Source organism: Luteibacter sp. 9135, assembly GCF_000745005.1.
Taxonomy (GTDB): Bacteria; Pseudomonadota; Gammaproteobacteria; order Xanthomonadales; family Rhodanobacteraceae; genus Luteibacter.
Genome location: NZ_JQNB01000001.1, coordinates 2574852 through 2589038 on the forward strand (window position 1 = coordinate 2574852; position 14187 = coordinate 2589038).

General features: G+C 68.2%; 15 protein-coding genes. 7 read left to right on the forward strand and 8 right to left on the reverse strand.

Annotated elements, in window-relative coordinates:
- Window positions 1-22: 22 nt before the first annotated feature.
- Window positions 23-928, reverse strand: a complete 906-nt coding sequence (locus FA89_RS11095; RefSeq protein ID WP_036140672.1) for a LysR family transcriptional regulator — start codon at window positions 926-928, stop codon at window positions 23-25.
- 142 nt (window positions 929-1070) lie between these two features.
- Between FA89_RS11095 and FA89_RS11100 the strand changes: the two genes are divergently transcribed.
- Window positions 1071-1775 (forward strand): SDR family NAD(P)-dependent oxidoreductase, encoded by a 705-nt coding sequence (locus FA89_RS11100; protein WP_036140673.1) that lies wholly within the window; start codon window positions 1071-1073, stop codon window positions 1773-1775.
- A 1175-nt stretch (window positions 1776-2950) separates the two neighbouring features.
- On the opposite strand, the gene FA89_RS11105 is transcribed toward FA89_RS11100, so the two are convergent.
- The 7 genes from FA89_RS11105 to FA89_RS11135 form a co-directional block, all read right to left on the reverse strand.
- The gene (locus tag FA89_RS11105; RefSeq protein WP_036140674.1) at window positions 2951-4282 is read right to left on the reverse strand and encodes a S8 family serine peptidase; all 1332 of its coding nucleotides are present in this window, start codon (window positions 4280-4282) and stop codon (window positions 2951-2953) included.
- On the reverse strand, window positions 4279-4902 hold the full coding sequence (locus tag FA89_RS11110; RefSeq protein ID WP_036140675.1) for a zf-HC2 domain-containing protein: 624 nt from the start codon (window positions 4900-4902) through the stop codon (window positions 4279-4281). Before FA89_RS11110 ends, FA89_RS11105 begins: the two co-directional genes overlap by 4 nt.
- A complete protein-coding gene (locus FA89_RS11115; protein WP_036140676.1) occupies window positions 4899-5483 on the reverse strand; it encodes an RNA polymerase sigma factor in 585 nt (194 codons plus the stop codon). The genes FA89_RS11110 and FA89_RS11115 overlap by 4 nt, the downstream gene beginning before the upstream one ends.
- A gap of 66 nt (window positions 5484-5549) precedes the next feature.
- Window positions 5550-6296, reverse strand: a complete 747-nt coding sequence (locus FA89_RS11120; protein WP_051938695.1) for a hypothetical protein — start codon at window positions 6294-6296, stop codon at window positions 5550-5552.
- An 84-nt stretch (window positions 6297-6380) separates the two neighbouring features.
- Entirely contained in the window at window positions 6381-6782 is a 402-nt protein-coding gene (locus FA89_RS11125; protein ID WP_441295036.1) for a c-type cytochrome, read from the reverse strand.
- A gap of 16 nt (window positions 6783-6798) precedes the next feature.
- Window positions 6799-8145, reverse strand: a complete 1347-nt coding sequence (locus tag FA89_RS11130; RefSeq protein ID WP_036140677.1) for a hypothetical protein — start codon at window positions 8143-8145, stop codon at window positions 6799-6801.
- A 26-nt stretch (window positions 8146-8171) separates the two neighbouring features.
- Window positions 8172-8729, reverse strand: coding sequence for a cytochrome b (locus FA89_RS11135; protein ID WP_036140678.1), 558 nt, complete (start codon window positions 8727-8729; stop codon window positions 8172-8174).
- Between the two features lie 127 nt (window positions 8730-8856).
- On the opposite strand from FA89_RS11135, the gene FA89_RS11140 reads away from it, so the two are divergent.
- From FA89_RS11140 to FA89_RS11165, 6 genes are read left to right on the forward strand one after another with little or no spacing between them, the layout of a single operon-like run.
- The gene (locus FA89_RS11140) at window positions 8857-9282 is read left to right on the forward strand and encodes a sugar 3,4-ketoisomerase (RefSeq protein ID WP_036140679.1); all 426 of its coding nucleotides are present in this window, start codon (window positions 8857-8859) and stop codon (window positions 9280-9282) included.
- Window positions 9279-9944, forward strand: a complete 666-nt coding sequence (locus FA89_RS11145) for an acetyltransferase (RefSeq protein ID WP_036140680.1) — start codon at window positions 9279-9281, stop codon at window positions 9942-9944. The genes FA89_RS11140 and FA89_RS11145 overlap by 4 nt, the downstream gene beginning before the upstream one ends.
- An 8-nt stretch (window positions 9945-9952) precedes the next feature.
- Entirely contained in the window at window positions 9953-10906 is a 954-nt protein-coding gene (locus tag FA89_RS11150; protein WP_051938697.1) for a hypothetical protein, read from the forward strand.
- Window positions 10893-11825 carry a GNAT family N-acetyltransferase gene (locus FA89_RS11155; protein ID WP_036140681.1) on the forward strand — a complete coding sequence of 311 codons (933 nt, stop codon included), beginning with the start codon at window positions 10893-10895 and terminating at the stop codon, window positions 11823-11825. Before FA89_RS11150 ends, FA89_RS11155 begins: the two co-directional genes overlap by 14 nt.
- On the forward strand, window positions 11813-12940 hold the full coding sequence (locus FA89_RS11160; protein WP_036140682.1) for a DegT/DnrJ/EryC1/StrS family aminotransferase: 1128 nt from the start codon (window positions 11813-11815) through the stop codon (window positions 12938-12940). The genes FA89_RS11155 and FA89_RS11160 overlap by 13 nt, the downstream gene beginning before the upstream one ends.
- Window positions 12937-14187, forward strand: a complete 1251-nt coding sequence (locus FA89_RS11165) for an O-antigen translocase (RefSeq protein WP_036140683.1) — start codon at window positions 12937-12939, stop codon at window positions 14185-14187. The genes FA89_RS11160 and FA89_RS11165 overlap by 4 nt, the downstream gene beginning before the upstream one ends.

Consider the following 14187-nt stretch of genomic DNA (forward strand, 5'->3'; position numbering starts at 1 on the left):
CCGAGGCGACGCCCGCGACGGCTCAGGCGCGCAGGTGCTCGCGGCATAGCGCGAGCACCCGCTGCCGCAGCCAGCGGTGGCCGGGATCGTTGTCCAGTCGCGGATGCCACATCTGCGACACGGTGATACCCGGTGTCACCACCGGCAGCTCGAAGACGGCGATACCCTCCGTTGGTGTCGCCAGGAACGACGCGGGTACCAGCCCGACCAGGTCGGAGGCACGGACCACCGCCAGTACCGCGTGGAAGGCCGGCACCACCGCCACCACCTCGCGTTCCAGCCCGGCGACCGCCAGCGCGGTATCGACCGGACCTGTCGCCTGACCGCGGCGAGAGGCCACGACATGGCCGTGCGCGACATAGCGCCCGGCCGTCACGGGATTGCCATCGTCGAGTGGATGACCGCGCCGCACCACGCCGACGAAACGGTCGCGGAACAGGGCCTGTGTGCGTACCTCAGGCCCCATGCCGCCCACGACGCCCACCTCCAGGTCGGCCAGGCCTTCGCGCAGGTGCATCGGTGTCTTCTCGGCCTTGGACGCAAAGTGCAGGCGCACCCCGGGGGCGAGTCGCCGGGCGTCGGCGATCAGCAGCGCGGCGAACACCTCGACGAAGCCGTCGTTCGCACGCAGGGTGAAATCCCGTCGCAGGCCTGCCACGTCCTGTTCCGTCACGGCGGGCCGCAGCGCGCGTCGCGCGTCTTCCACCAGGCCACGAGTCACCTCGCGCAACGCTACCGCATGCGGTGTCGGCACCATGCGGCGTCCGGCACGTACGAGTAGTTCGTCCCCAGTGGCGGCACGCAGGCGCGTGAGCGTGCGGCTCATCGCCGATGCACTCAGACCGAGGCGGCGCGCCGCGCCCGCCACGCTGGCTTCCGCGAGCAGGGCGTCCAGCGCGATCAGCAGGTTCAGGTCGGGCTCGTCCATGGCGCATCGTAGCGTGGCTTAGGCCTCGATAAGGCGTCCGGTGCATCTATACGTTTCCGTTCGCGCGCCTTCCGCCCCATGTCCAGGGACACTACGTTGCATGGACCGCCCGCGAAGGGCAGCCTCTGTATCGGAGCATCGCATGACACCTTCATCCCCACGCAAGACCATCCTGCTGGTCGGCGCCTCGCGCGGACTCGGTTTTGCCCTGGCCGAGGACTACCTCCGTCGCGGCTGGCAGGTTATCGCCACCGGGCGTGCCCACTCGATGGAGCGGCTCCATGCACTGGCCGAAACATCGGCGGGTGCCCTCGAGGTGATGACACTGGACATCACCGACCCCGCCGGCATCGCCGACCTCCACGCACACCTGGTACCACGCCGGGTGGATACGCTGTTCGTCAACGCGGGCACAAAGAACGCCGACTGGGAAGGCATCGCCGAGGTATCCACGGAGGAGTTCGTCCGCGTGATGGTGACCAACGCCCTGAGCCCGCTGCGGGTGATCGAGGCGCTGCACGCGTGCGTGTCGCCCAAGGGCACCATCGGGGTGATGTCGTCGGGGCAGGGTAGCCTGACCAACAACACCAACGGCCAGTACGAGGTCTATCGGGGCAGCAAGGCGGCGTTGAACATGTTCATGCGCAGCTTCGCGGCACGGCACAAGGACGAGGCGCGCACGCTGCTGCTGATGGCACCGGGCTGGGTGCGCACCGACATGGGCGGGCCGGAAGCGCGGCTCACCATCGCCGAGAGCATCCCCCGCCTGGTCGATACGATGCTCGCGCACGAGGGCATGCCGGGGTTGCATTACCTGGACTACCTCGGGCGGACGGTGCCCTGGTAAGGACGTCCAGACGCCCGTCCGGTCACGTGGCCGGGTGATCCACGTCGCGGTTCGCCGATGGGATAGCCGCGTTTGCGGCAACTACGCGCAGCGGTGCGCTGCGTCACACTTGTGACGTGGTGGACACCGCATGATTCAGCCGTCCACTTCCCCCTGTGTGGACCGGGCGGCGCTCCCGCTGGATGCGCCGGCGCCGCCCATTTCTTTGTTGGGCTTTGTGGGTGGGCTCGCCTTCGGCCTCGCGTTTCGCTCTAAGCCTTAGCGTCTTGGAGCAAGAGCCGGCGGGTGCCACCCTCGTGGCCACGCCTGCGGCGACCCGTCAATGAAGGGCCGCGTCCGCGGCCGTTTATTGATTGCCCTTCGGGCCGGGTCGGGCTTCGAACGGGGGTTTCCGATTCGACATCCTGTCTCAGCGGAAACGGCCGGCCGTCCTGGCCGGCCCCCTTCGGGCCTTGTCCGTTCGAATCCCTCGCCTACGGCTACCGGCCACGAGGGTGGCACCCGCCGGCTCTTTCCAAGACTGCGGTTGCGTGTGGGGAGAGCGAAGAGCCTGGTTTCGCTTCGTGGCTGGGAACGCTCGCTTGCCTGCTTTGCATCGCATCGGTCGCCTTAGATACGTCGAGGGTTCGCGCACGTGCGTGCGCTCCTACCCCCGGACGGCAGACCACGCGTTGGATATGCCACAACCTGCCCTACCCGTGGGGTAGGAGCCCACGACGTGGGCGAAAAGCCAACGAAGCGTTGACGCCATACCCTGCACATCTGCGACCGCTCGCGTCACAACGTGCCTCAGTCGTTGGAAGATCCGGCGGGTAGCTCCCTCGTGGCCGGTAGCCGCAGGCGAGGGGTTCGCACAGATCAGGCCCGAAGGGGGCCGGCCCGGACGGCCGGCCGTTTTCGCGAGACAGGATGTCGAGTCGAAAACCCCTGTGCGAAGCCCGACCCGGGCCCGTAGGGCAATAGATATACGGCCGCGGAGCGGCCCTTCCTTAGCGGGTCGCCGTAGGCGTGGCCCCGAGGGGGCTACCCGCCGGCTCTTGCTCCACCGCGCATGTTGCTTTCGTTCGACACGGCAATGTGGATCGACCGCGGCAGCGTGGATCGCCCACATCGTGGGCTCCTACCGTTCGTCGTGACGAGGCGACGTCGTTACGTGGTGGATGGGGGGCGAGGGGTTAACGGCGGGGGTGGTCGTGACGGAGGGTTTGGACGGCCAGGGCGGCGTTGACTTCGAGGACGCCGTTGGTCAGCTTGCTGCTGCGCAGGAGCAGGTCGTGGGCGGTGCGGGCGTCGAGGTTGGGTTCGATCGACAGTAGCAGGGCGAGGATGCCGCTGACGTGGGCGGCGGCCAGTGACGAGCCGGAGCTGAAGTCGTAGCTGCCGCCGGGTTGCGTGGTGAGGATGTCGTTACCGGGGGCGCTGAGCACGCCGGGGGGTGCGGCGGTGGTGCTGCCGGCACGGACCACGATCACGCCATCGGCGCTGTCGGGAAAGCCGCGTTCGCTGCCGTTGGGCGGCAAGGCGGCGACGACGATCCGGCCCTGGCCGAGTAGGTGCTCCAGCAACTTGCCCAGCAGGGGATCGGCCGGGCCGCCCAGGCTGAGGTTGACGATGCGCGCGTCCGTGTCGTTGACCGCGGCCAGCGCCTTGGCCAGGGTGAACGAGTTGCAGCGTGCGCCGTCGTGGCCACCGGGGGGATACCAGCAGGCCTTGTAGAGGCTGAGCGTGGCCTTGGGCGCGATGCCGACCATGCCCTGGTGGTTGTCGCCCACCGCTGCGATGACGCCGGCGATCTCGGTGCCGTGCGCGTCGCGGTCGAAGGCTCCGGCATCGGTGCCGACATCGTCCTGCGTATCGTGGATGCGGGCCTGCAGGTCGGGGTGGGTCAGGTCCGCACCGGTGTCGACCACGGCCACGCGCACGCCGTCGCCCTGGCTCACCGTGTGCGCCAGCGCGGCGTCCGTGGCGACGAAACCGCGCTGCAGGTCCACGTAGGGATCGTTGTAGCGGTGCGCATCGGGCGGCGTCGGCTCCGTGTAGACCGCGTAATCCTGCAACGGCTGCGCCAGCTGCACGCGATCGTCCTTCGCCAGTGCGGCGATGACCGCGTCACGATCCACGCCGACGGCGGGTTTCACCACGATGCAGTACAGGCTCAGCGCCGTGATCGGCCAGCCGGCCACTTCCTGCAGGTCGTAGTGCTTCTTCAGTTCGGCCAGCATGCCGGCGGCGCGCTGCCCCGCGCCGTAGTGGCCGCTGGAGGCGTAACCCAGCACGTTGGAACCGGCGTGGGTGGACATCGGCGCCAGCGGGTTGGCCACCGCCAGCACGATGTCGCGCCGGCTGTCCATGGCCGAGGCGCCGGCGGCAGGCGTCGACGCTGGTGCCGGTGCCGCCGTCGACGCCGCCATACCGCTGGCCGCGCGATCGGGACGCGTGGAATGGGTGGGAGCGCATGCGGCCACGGCGACCAGGCAGGCGGCGAGCACGATGTCGCGTGGTGTCATGGCGTGCGCATGACCGGTTCCGCAAAGCGGATGCCGCGTGACGCGCGCAGTTCGCGCAGGAGCTGGTCGGGCGGGGAGGCCGGGTCAGTGGACACCAGCGTATAGGCACCGGCTTCGTTCGGGCCGCCCACCACCTGCAGGTGATGCGCCTGCAACAGCGCATTCCAGTCGGCCAGGGCCATCGTGGCATCGGGCACGACATGGATCGCCCCGGCGGCGACCGGTGCCGAAACCTGGCTCAGCGTACGGTAGGCGGGGCGTTCGCCATGCAGGCGCAGGGCCAGGGCGCCCAGGCCCAGGGCCTGGACCAGCACGGCGGCGACCAGGGCGCGGGTCAGCCAGGATGACGTGCGCACGCGCACCGTTTCCTCGGCCGGGGCATCCAGCCGTGTCAGCAGGCGTTTAAGGCCCGCGTTGGCATCCAGATGGACATCCGAAGGCAGCGCCATGGCATGGCGCAGGCGCTCCTGCTGGGTGAATTCTTCACGGCAGTTGTCGCATTCGGCCAGATGGGCATGCACCCACGTGTCCTGTTCGCGTGTCGCGGTACCCATCACCACCGAAGGCATGGCTTCCCACACGCGGCTGCACTCCCTGCCGTTTTCCGTCGAGACGGTCATGTTGCGCTCTCCCTGGCACGATGGGGCTCCCCGGCGAGGCCGGGAAGTACGTTGCGCAGCTTGACCCGCGCATGAAAGAGGCGGGCCTTCACCGTGCCCACGGGGCACTGCATGATGACCGCCACGTCGTCCAGGCTGTGGCCGACGCCGTAGACCAACTCGACCACCACGCGCTGGTCGACCGAAAGCCGGTCCATGCCCTTGCCCAACCAGTCGCGCAGCTCGCGGTCGTCGTCGGGGTCGTGGGAGGGGATCATGCTCTCGGGGATGGTGTCCTCGTCCACCGGCTCGCTGCCATGCTGGCGCAACGCTTTCAGGCCGCAACGGTAGGCGATGCCCATGATCCAGGTCGATACGCGGGAGTCGCCGTGGAAGCCGCCGGCCTTCTGCCAGGCGATCCAGAAGCAGTCGTTGATCACTTCCTCGATGATGTCCGGCCGCCGGGTAAGGCGCGACAGGAACCGGCACAGGCGGTCGTGGTAGCTGCGGTAGAGCACGGTCAGCGCGACGCGATCGCCCGCCGCCATGCGCTGCAGCAGCAGGCGATCGGTGGCCTCGGTGTCGTTCTCGGGGTCTCTCATGGGCTCGCGGCGACCGTGTGGTGGAGCAGGTAAGTGCCCGATCGGGGCCAAAAGGTTGCCTGGACGTCAGAACGAGCGCGACAGCGTGGCCGTCCAGGGGGCGATGCGCGACGGGCCGCCCTGGCCGTGCTGGCCGTTGACGATGTGCGCCAGCTGGAACCGCCAGGGGCCAGTGTCCCATATCGCGCCGGCCTGGCCGTAGAGATAATGCCCGGAATCCGAGTCGTAGACGTGCCGCGGCCGGATCAGGGTCTGGGCGATGCCGGCGCCCAGGGACAGCGTGAGGTGGTCGGCGAGCGGCCAGAGGAAGCCGAGGTCGGCCGCGCCGCGCGGTCCGCGGTTGGCCCCGTGCACCAGCTGGGCGCCCGACAGCCCGATGGTCAGCGTGTCGCGGTAGATGCCCACTACCGCCAGTTCCACCCGGTCGTAGACGTGCCACGATCCGTTGGGCGGGTAACGGTAATAGACCAGCGGCACCTGCACCTGCCAGTCATCGGACAGGGTCCAGGAGCGTGCCACCTGCGCCAACGATTCCGCCAGCCGGCCGGGTGCGCGCAGCCGGGTGCTGGCGGCCAGCCCGAGCGACCACCCGGTGGGGGTGGTCCAGGTCACGGACCCCTGCAGGATGGGCGTGGCGGGCGTGAGTGCCACGGCGCGATCGACCAGCTGCGAACTGAGCGCCACGGTGCCGCTGGTAACGACCGACTGCGCTTGCGCAGGTCCGGCAAGCCCGATGGCCAGGGCGAGTCCGACGCCGCCGATCCAGCCCTGCCAGACACGCGAACGCCTTGCCGGCGCGAGGAGCGGCGGCAAGGCGTGGTGACGTTGGAGCGGGCATGGCCCCGGGCGGATCGCCGCCGGTGCCCGGACAGGGCGCGTATCGATAGGGCGTTGACCTTAGTGGAGGCTGCCGAGGTACGACAGCAGGTCGTCGAGGTCCTTGGCGTTGGTCAGGCCATCGTATTTCATTTTCGTGCCCGGATTGGCCTGTTTGGCCGGCTGCGACAGATACGTGTGCAGCTGTTCAGGCGTCCAGGTCCAGCCGCTGTTGCGCACGGCGTCGGAGTAGTCGTAGTCGCCGATGCTGCCCGCCTTGCGCCCGACCACGCCGAACAGGCTGGGACCTTTCTTGTTGCGGCCCTCCTTGGCGGCGTGGCATTCGGCACATTCGGCCTTGAATACGTCCGCACCGGCCGTGACGTCGCCCGCGATGACCAGCGGCGAGGCCAGCAGCCAGCCGACGAGGAGGCCGAGGACGGCGAGCGGTCGGCCGAAGCGGCTCAGGAAAGAATCGGTCACGTGCATGCTCCCTTGGTCAGAATGCGAGGCTGGCGGAAACGGAAAACGCGTTGAGGTCGCCGGCGTTGGTTTTTCGCGAGCCCGGCGGGGCGGCGAAGATGTCGTTGGCGCGACCGTTGAAGCGGGTGAAGCGGAACCAGTTGGCGGATAGCTTGACGTTGGCGATCGTGGTGTACGAATCGTCCTTGCCGAACGGTGCCCAGAACACCGTGAACAGGTTGGTGGTGGCGTTCGGATCGCCGTAGGGCGTGTAACGCACCGCGTCGTGGGGGCCGCTGCTGAGCATGTGGGTCACCATCACGCCATAGGTCTGGCGGAAGGTGTAGGACACGCTGGCCGTCTGGTCGTGGATCGCCGCGCGATTCTGCGCCAGCTGGCCCTGCGGGCCGAGCAGCCGGGCGCCGTAATGACGTTGTTCCAGGATGTTGACGTAGCTGACCTGGACGATGTGCTCGCGGTTGCCCAGGTACTGGTAGGTGAGGTCGTAGCCGAGGTCGGTGAGGTCGTCGTGCGGGCCGGAGCGCGGCAGCTGGCGTTGCGTGGTGAGGGCGACCACGCCGGCCGAGAAGAACTGGTACTTCATGTCCTTCATGTATGCGAAGCGGGCATAGCCGGTGTTGCCGAGCTTGCCGGGATCGCCGGCGACGTTATAGCCGAAGTGGTCCTGCTGCGAGGTGGGCAGCGAGCGGTAGGTGCCGGCTTCGCCATACCAGTTGTTGTCGTAGAGGCCGTAGACGGTGGCACCGATCACGCGGTCGGTCAGCGTGTTGGGACTGGACGGGTTCAGCAGCGAGCCGGTGACGCCGGCCGGGCCGATCAGCGCGGCATTGGGCAGGGCGGCGATCGGATCCTGGAAGCCCGGGCTGTTGTTGACGCTGACGCCGAGGATAAGGTCCTTGCCCCGCAGCTTCAGTTCCTTGGCGACGAAGCGCAGGTCCACGTTGCTCAGCTTGGTGTTGTAGGTGTTGTGACCGGTATGGTCCGCTTCCACCTTGACGTAGCCGCCGACGTTGTCGGTGAGGCGACCGGCCAGGTAGAGGTCGCCCTCGGTCAGCCGGGTGGTGCTGTCGCCGCGCGCCGGCGCGGTGTGCGTTTCGGTCAACTGTGCGGCCAGGGGAATCTTGGTGCCCTTGCCGTCGGTATCGGTGTAGCCATTGAGCTTGAAGCGCATGCCGTAGGGCGTGAGCTGAGGGCCGTACGCGCCGGCGTGGCAGTCCGCGCAGGCCGAGCCGGTCTGGCGCGCGTAGGCGGGAATGGCATGCGCGCTCGGCCCGAAGACGACCAGCAGCAGCATCAGCAGGCCCAGCCAGAGCGGCCGGTGGGTCGGGTGGCGCATGGCCTGGCGGTGCCTGGGAGGCAGCATGGAAACTCCTGGGGTGGCGTCGTCGTTCATGGGCGGGCGCTGCGCGACATGCGGCGAAGTACGCCGTCGCGCAGCACGAAGTGGTGCCACAGCGCGGCACCGATATGCAGGCAGATCACGCCCAGCAGCACCCATGCGGCATTCAGGTGCCAGGTCTGCAAGGTGTCGGCCAGGTCTTCGTCCTCGCCGATCAACGGCGGCAGGGTGAGACCGAAGAAGTGCACGGGGTTGCCCTGGGCGCTGCTGAGCGCCCAGCCCAGCAGCGGCATGCCCAGCAGCATCGCGTAGAGCACGACGTGCGTGGCGGCGGCCGCCATGCGCAGCGGCCACGCCGTGCCGGCATCGTGCGGGCGCCTGGGCAGGCCGAGGCGAACCAGGAGGCGTGCGACGAACAGCAGCAGCACGATCAGGCCGGCGTGCCGGTGTCCTTCCATCAGCCAGCCACGCCAGGCGCGGCTGGAAAGCTCGTCGCGGGTGAGGATGAAAGCCGCGGCCGAGATCAGCGCGGCGACGGTCAGCCAGTGCAGCACCTGCACGCGGCGCGGATAAGGCAAGTCGGGCGAGAGGTGGGAAGGTGGCTTCATACGCCTTGAGTGCCGCGACCGCGGCGAAAGGTTGCGCCGCAGGCACACGACGACCGTCGCAACCTTTTCGATGCGGGGTGGCACTCAGCCTCGTGGGACGTACTCACTCACTGGCCTGGTCCTGAGCATGGAAATCGAACGCATACCGTTGCAGTCGCACGGCGATCACCGTGGCATGCTCGTTGCCCTGGAGCAGGAGCGGAATGTCCCGTTCGAGATCCGCCGCGTCTATTACCTGTTCGCCACCAAGGGCGGGGTGCATCGTGGGCGGCATGCGCATCGTCACCTCAACCAGCTGGCGGTCGCGGTATGCGGCTCGGTCAGTTTCCTGCTCGACGACGGCACCGGCCCGGCACGGGTGACCCTGGACGATCCGGCGCACGGGTTGCTCCTGGGCAGCATGGTCTGGCGCGAGCTCTACGACTTCAGCGACGACTGCGTGCTGATGGTGCTGGCCGACCAGTACTACGACGTGGACGACTACATCGTCGATTACGATGCGTTCCTGCGCGAGATCAACGGCGTGGCCTATGCCGAAGGCGGTGCCGCATGAGTCGCCCCCTGGTGCTGGTGGGTGCCGGCGAGTTCGCGATGATCGCCTGCGAATACTTCGAGCACGACAGCGATCGCGACGTGGTGGCCTTCAGCGTGGAACGCGACTACATCGCGCAGCCGGTGCTGGCCGGCCGGCCCGTGGTGCCGTTCGAGACGCTGGCCCAGAGCCATCCGCCCGGCGACTTCGATGTCTTCGTGGCCATTCCGGCCAGCCAGCTCAACCGCCTGCGCATGCGCCTGTACATGGAGGCCAAGGCCCGGGGCTACCGGTTCGCCACCTATGTCAGTTCGCGCGCCTTCGTCTGGCGCACCGCCGAGATCGGCGAGAACAGCTTCATCTTCGAGGGTAATGTCATCCAGCCCTTCGTCGGCATCGGTGACAACTGCATCTTGTGGAGCGGTAACCACATCGGTCACCGCACGGTGGTGCGCGATCATGTCTTCATCGCCTCGCACGCGGTGATCTCGGGCTACTGCGACATCGGCCAGGGCAGCTTCATCGGCGTCAACAGCACGTTCAACGATCATGTGACCGTGGGCGCCGACAACCTCATCGGAGCCGGCGCGCTTGTCACCCGCGACACCGAGCCCGGCCGGATCTACGTCGGCTCGCCGGCCCGTGCCGTGCCCGGCAAGTCCAGTCTCGACGCGAAGCTCTGAGGCGACCGATGTTCGTGTGGACGCGGAAGGGACTGGTGTTCGACACGGCGCGGCAGGGCGTGGGCGGCTGGATGCGGCACTCCGCGCTCACCCCCACGCCGTATCGCCTGGACGACGAGCGCATCCGCGTCTACGCGGGGTTTCGCGACGAGGAAGGCGTCAGCCGGATCGGCTACGTGGATGTGCGGGCGGACGATCCCTCGGTGATCCTGGGCGTCAGCACCGCGCCGGTGCTGGATATCGGCCGGGACGGTTGCTTCGACGACAACGGCGTGATCCTGGGCGACGTGGTGGACGGGCCCGGTGGCCTTTACATGTTCTACGTCGGCTTTCAGCGCGTAGCGAAGGCCAAGTTCCTGGCCTTCACCGGGCTGGCGCGTTCGATCGACGGCGGCCAGCGTTTCTTCCGCACGCAGGAAACCCCGATCCTGGATCGGGCCCACGGGCGCAGCACCATCGGCGCCGTGCATACCGCGCTGTACGAAGAGGGACGCTGGCGCCTGTGGTACGCGGTGGGCGACGACTGGGAGTCCATCGACGGCTGCGACTTTCCGCGTTACCACATCCGCTATGCCGAGACGGACGACCTCACGCGGCTGCCGCGCGAGGACCATGTCTGCCTGTTGCCGCAGGGCACCGAATACCGCATCGGTCGGCCCCGCGTCTATCGGCTCTACGACCGCTACGTGATGTATTTCACGCGTGGCAACGTCACCGGCGAGTACTTCCCCGGCGTGGCCTATAGCGACGACGGCCTGGCCTGGACACGACGCGACGAGACGCTGGGCCTGGCGCTGGCCGATACCGGCTGGGATTCGCGCGTGGTCTGCTATCCCGCCCTGATCCGCCAGCGCGACACGCTGTGGATGTTCTACAACGGCAACGACATGGGCGTGGACGGTTTCGGCGTGGCGCATGCCCACGATGCATGGCACGAGGAGGCGGACCGTGCTTGCGGTTAGGCCTTACGTCGCCGAGGATGCCGCGCACTGGGATGCTCTGGTCGCGCGCTCGCGCAACGGCAACCTGCTGCACCGGCGCGGCTACATGGATTACCACGCGGACCGCTTTATCGACGCGTCGCTGGTGGTGGAAAAGGCGGGCGAGATGGTCGGGGTGTTTCCGGCCAGTGCGCACGACGACGGCATCGTCAGCCATGGCGGGCTGACCTATGCGGGCCTGATTTCCACGGCCGCGCTGCGCGCCGAAGCCATGCTCGATGCGTTCGCCGCGATCGGCACGCACTACCGTGGGCGCGGTGTATCGCGGATTCTCTACAAGGCGGTGCCACGCGTCTTCCAGTCGGGGCATGCGGACGAAGACCTCTACGCGCTGCACCGGCTCGGTGCGCGGCTGGTACGGCGCGACCTGTCGTCGGCGATCGCGCTGCGCGAACCGTTCGCGTTCTCGCAAGGTCGCCGGCATGACATCGGCAAGGCGCGCAAGGCCGGCATCGACGTGGCTGCGGGTGACGACCTGACCGGTTTCCACGCCCTGCTGACGGACGCGCTGCACAGGCACGATGCCTCGCCGACACACCGCCTGGACGAACTGCAGCGGCTGTACTCGCGGTTTCCCGAGGCCATCGCGCTGCATGAGGCACGCCGTGACGGGGAGCTGCTGGCCGGCGTGCTGGTCTACGATTTCGGCCGCGTGGTGCATACCCAATACATGGCGGCTTCGGAGCAGGGCCGGGCGCTGGGCGCCCTCAGCCTGACGCTGGAGCACCTGATCCGCGACACCTATGCGGACCGCCAGCACTTCAGTTTTGGCATATCGACGGAGGAGGGCGGCCAGGTACTCAATACCGGGCTGGTCGCGCAGAAGGAATCCTTCGGGGCGCGCGCCGTCGTGCACGATTTCTACGAGTGGACACCGTGAGCGACGTTCCTTTCCTGCCGCTGGGGCAGATCAATGCCCGGTTCGCCGACGAACTGAAGGCTGCCGCGGCGCGCGTCATCGATTCGGGCTGGTACATCCTCGGTGACGAGCTGGCCGCCTTCGAGCGCGAGTTCGCCGACTATTGCGGCGTGGCCTGCGCGGTGGGCGTCGGCAACGGCCTGGATGCGCTGTCGCTGATCCTGCGCGCATACAAGCAGCTGGGCATCCTGCACGACGGCGACGAGGTGATCGTGCCGGCCAATACCTTCATCGCCAGCTTCCTCGCCATCAGCCAGAACGGCCTCGTGCCCGTGCCGGTGGAGCCGGATCCGCTCACCTTCAACCTCGATCCGCAGCGCGTGGCGGCCGCCATCGGGCGGCGCACGCGCGCGATCATGGCGGTGCACCTCTACGGCCAGCTGGCCGACATGGACGCCCTGGGCGAGCTGGCGCGCCGGCACGGGTTGTTGCTGATCGAGGACGCCGCCCAGGCGCACGGCGCGGTGGACGCGCAGGGTCGTCGCGCCGGTGCTTTCGGCGACGCGGCGGCGTTCAGTTTCTTCCCGACCAAGAACCTCGGCGCACTCGGCGATGCGGGTGCGGTGGTGACCGACGACGCCCAGCTGGCGGCGTGCGTGGGGGCCCAGCGCAACTACGGTTCCGTCGAGAAATACGTGCATCCACAGCAGGGCGTGAACTCACGCCTGGACGAGATGCAGGCGGCGCTGCTCCGCGTGAAGCTGCGTTACCTCGACAGCGATACCGCCGTGCGCCGCCGCGTGGCGGCACGCTACCGCGCGGGGCTGCGCCATCCGCAGATTCTGGTGCCGTCCACGCCCGAGGAAGGCCGCCATGTCTGGCATCTTTTCGTCGTGCGCTGCCGCCTGCGCGCCTCGTTGCAGCGCCACCTGCGCGCGCGGGGCATCCAGACCCAGGTGCATTACCCCACGGCACCGCATCGGCAGCCGGCGTACGCCTCGCTTCGCGTGTTGTCGCTGCCGGTGACCGAACGCCTGCAGGACGAGGTGCTGAGCCTGCCGATGGGCCCCACCCTGGGCGATGCGGACATCGACCGTGTGATCGCCGCCTGCGCGTCGTTCGACGGATCCGCATGAGCCTCGTCCGCACGGGTTTCTATTCGGCGCTGGGCACGGGCGCACGGCTGATCGCGGCGCTGGTCGTCATCAAGCTGGTGGCGGCGTACGCCGGTCCCGAGGGCGTCGGCAAGCTGGGCCAGTTCATGGGCCTGATGTCCGTGCTGGCCGTGCTGGCCGGGGGCGGCATCGGTTCGGCCATCGTCAAGTACGTGGCCGAGTTCCGCGACGATCCCGAGCGGGTGGCGCGTTTTCTCGCCGCGGCGCTGTGGTATTCGCTGTGCGCGACCCTGTTCATGGGCGTGGCCGCGCTGATCTTCGCCCGTGGGTTGGCGTCCTGGCTGCTGGACGATGCGGGGTACGCCGGCCTGATCCGCATCCTTGCGCTGGCGCAGGTAGGCATCGCGCTGCTCAATTACATCCTGGCGGTAGTCAACGGTTTCATGGATGTGCGCCGCCTGGCCCTGATCCAGGTCACCGGCTCGGTGCTGGGGATCGCGCTGGCGCTCTGGCTCGCGCGCGAGTGGCACCTGTACGGTGCGCTGCTCGCGCTGGTGCTGGGCCAGGTGCTCTGGCTCGCGGTGGCGGTGCCCACATGGTGGACCAGTCCGTACTTCTACCGCGGCATGCTGCGCTGGCGCTTCGACGGCGAGATGGTGCTGCGGCTGGCGCGGTTCTCCGTGATGACGCTCAGCTCGGCGCTGCTGCCGCCGCTGGTCACCCTGGTGGTGCGCAACCGCCTGGCCGGTGCGTTCGGCTGGGAGCAGGTGGGCTACTGGCAGGCGGTGACCCGCGTGTCGGACGCCTACCTGCTGTTCCTCACCGCGGCGATCAATATCTACTACCTGCCCAAGCTGGCCTCGACGCGCGAGCGCGGCGCGCTGGTGCGCGAGCTGCGCCAGGGTTTCCGCATCGTCGTGCCGGTGGTGGCGATGCTCGCCCTGGCGGTCTACGTGCTGCGCGTGTGGATCACGCAACTGCTGTTCACCGACGCCTTCGCCCCGGCCAATCCGCTGTATGGCCCGCAGCTGGTGGGCGACGTGGTCAAGATCGCCTCGTTCATCCTGTCGTACGTGATGCTGGCCAAGGCGATGACGCGGCTGTTCGTCGTCTCCGAATGCGTGTTCGCCGCCAGCTACCTGGCGCTGGTCTTCATCCTCACCGCGCGGTTCGGCGTCGTCGGCGCCATGTACGCGTTCGCGATCAACTACGGCGCCTATCTCGTGTTCAATATCGTGGTGGTGCGCCGCTACCTGGGAGGTCTGTGA

Coding starts and splice junctions, on each gene's coding strand:
- FA89_RS11095 (WP_036140672.1), bottom strand. CDS start 928: ATGGACGAGCCCGACCTGAACCTGCTGATCGCGCTGGACGCCCTGCTC.
- FA89_RS11100 (WP_036140673.1), top strand. CDS start 1,071: ATGACACCTTCATCCCCACGCAAGACCATCCTGCTGGTCGGCGCCTCG.
- FA89_RS11105 (WP_036140674.1), bottom strand. CDS start 4,282: ATGACACCACGCGACATCGTGCTCGCCGCCTGCCTGGTCGCCGTGGCC.
- FA89_RS11110 (WP_036140675.1), bottom strand. CDS start 4,902: ATGACCGTCTCGACGGAAAACGGCAGGGAGTGCAGCCGCGTGTGGGAA.
- FA89_RS11115 (WP_036140676.1), bottom strand. CDS start 5,483: ATGAGAGACCCCGAGAACGACACCGAGGCCACCGATCGCCTGCTGCTG.
- FA89_RS11130 (WP_036140677.1), bottom strand. CDS start 8,145: ATGCTGCCTCCCAGGCACCGCCAGGCCATGCGCCACCCGACCCACCGG.
- FA89_RS11135 (WP_036140678.1), bottom strand. CDS start 8,729: ATGAAGCCACCTTCCCACCTCTCGCCCGACTTGCCTTATCCGCGCCGC.
- FA89_RS11140 (WP_036140679.1), top strand. CDS start 8,857: ATGGAAATCGAACGCATACCGTTGCAGTCGCACGGCGATCACCGTGGC.
- FA89_RS11145 (WP_036140680.1), top strand. CDS start 9,279: ATGAGTCGCCCCCTGGTGCTGGTGGGTGCCGGCGAGTTCGCGATGATC.
- FA89_RS11150 (WP_051938697.1), top strand. CDS start 9,953: ATGTTCGTGTGGACGCGGAAGGGACTGGTGTTCGACACGGCGCGGCAG.
- FA89_RS11165 (WP_036140683.1), top strand. CDS start 12,937: ATGAGCCTCGTCCGCACGGGTTTCTATTCGGCGCTGGGCACGGGCGCA.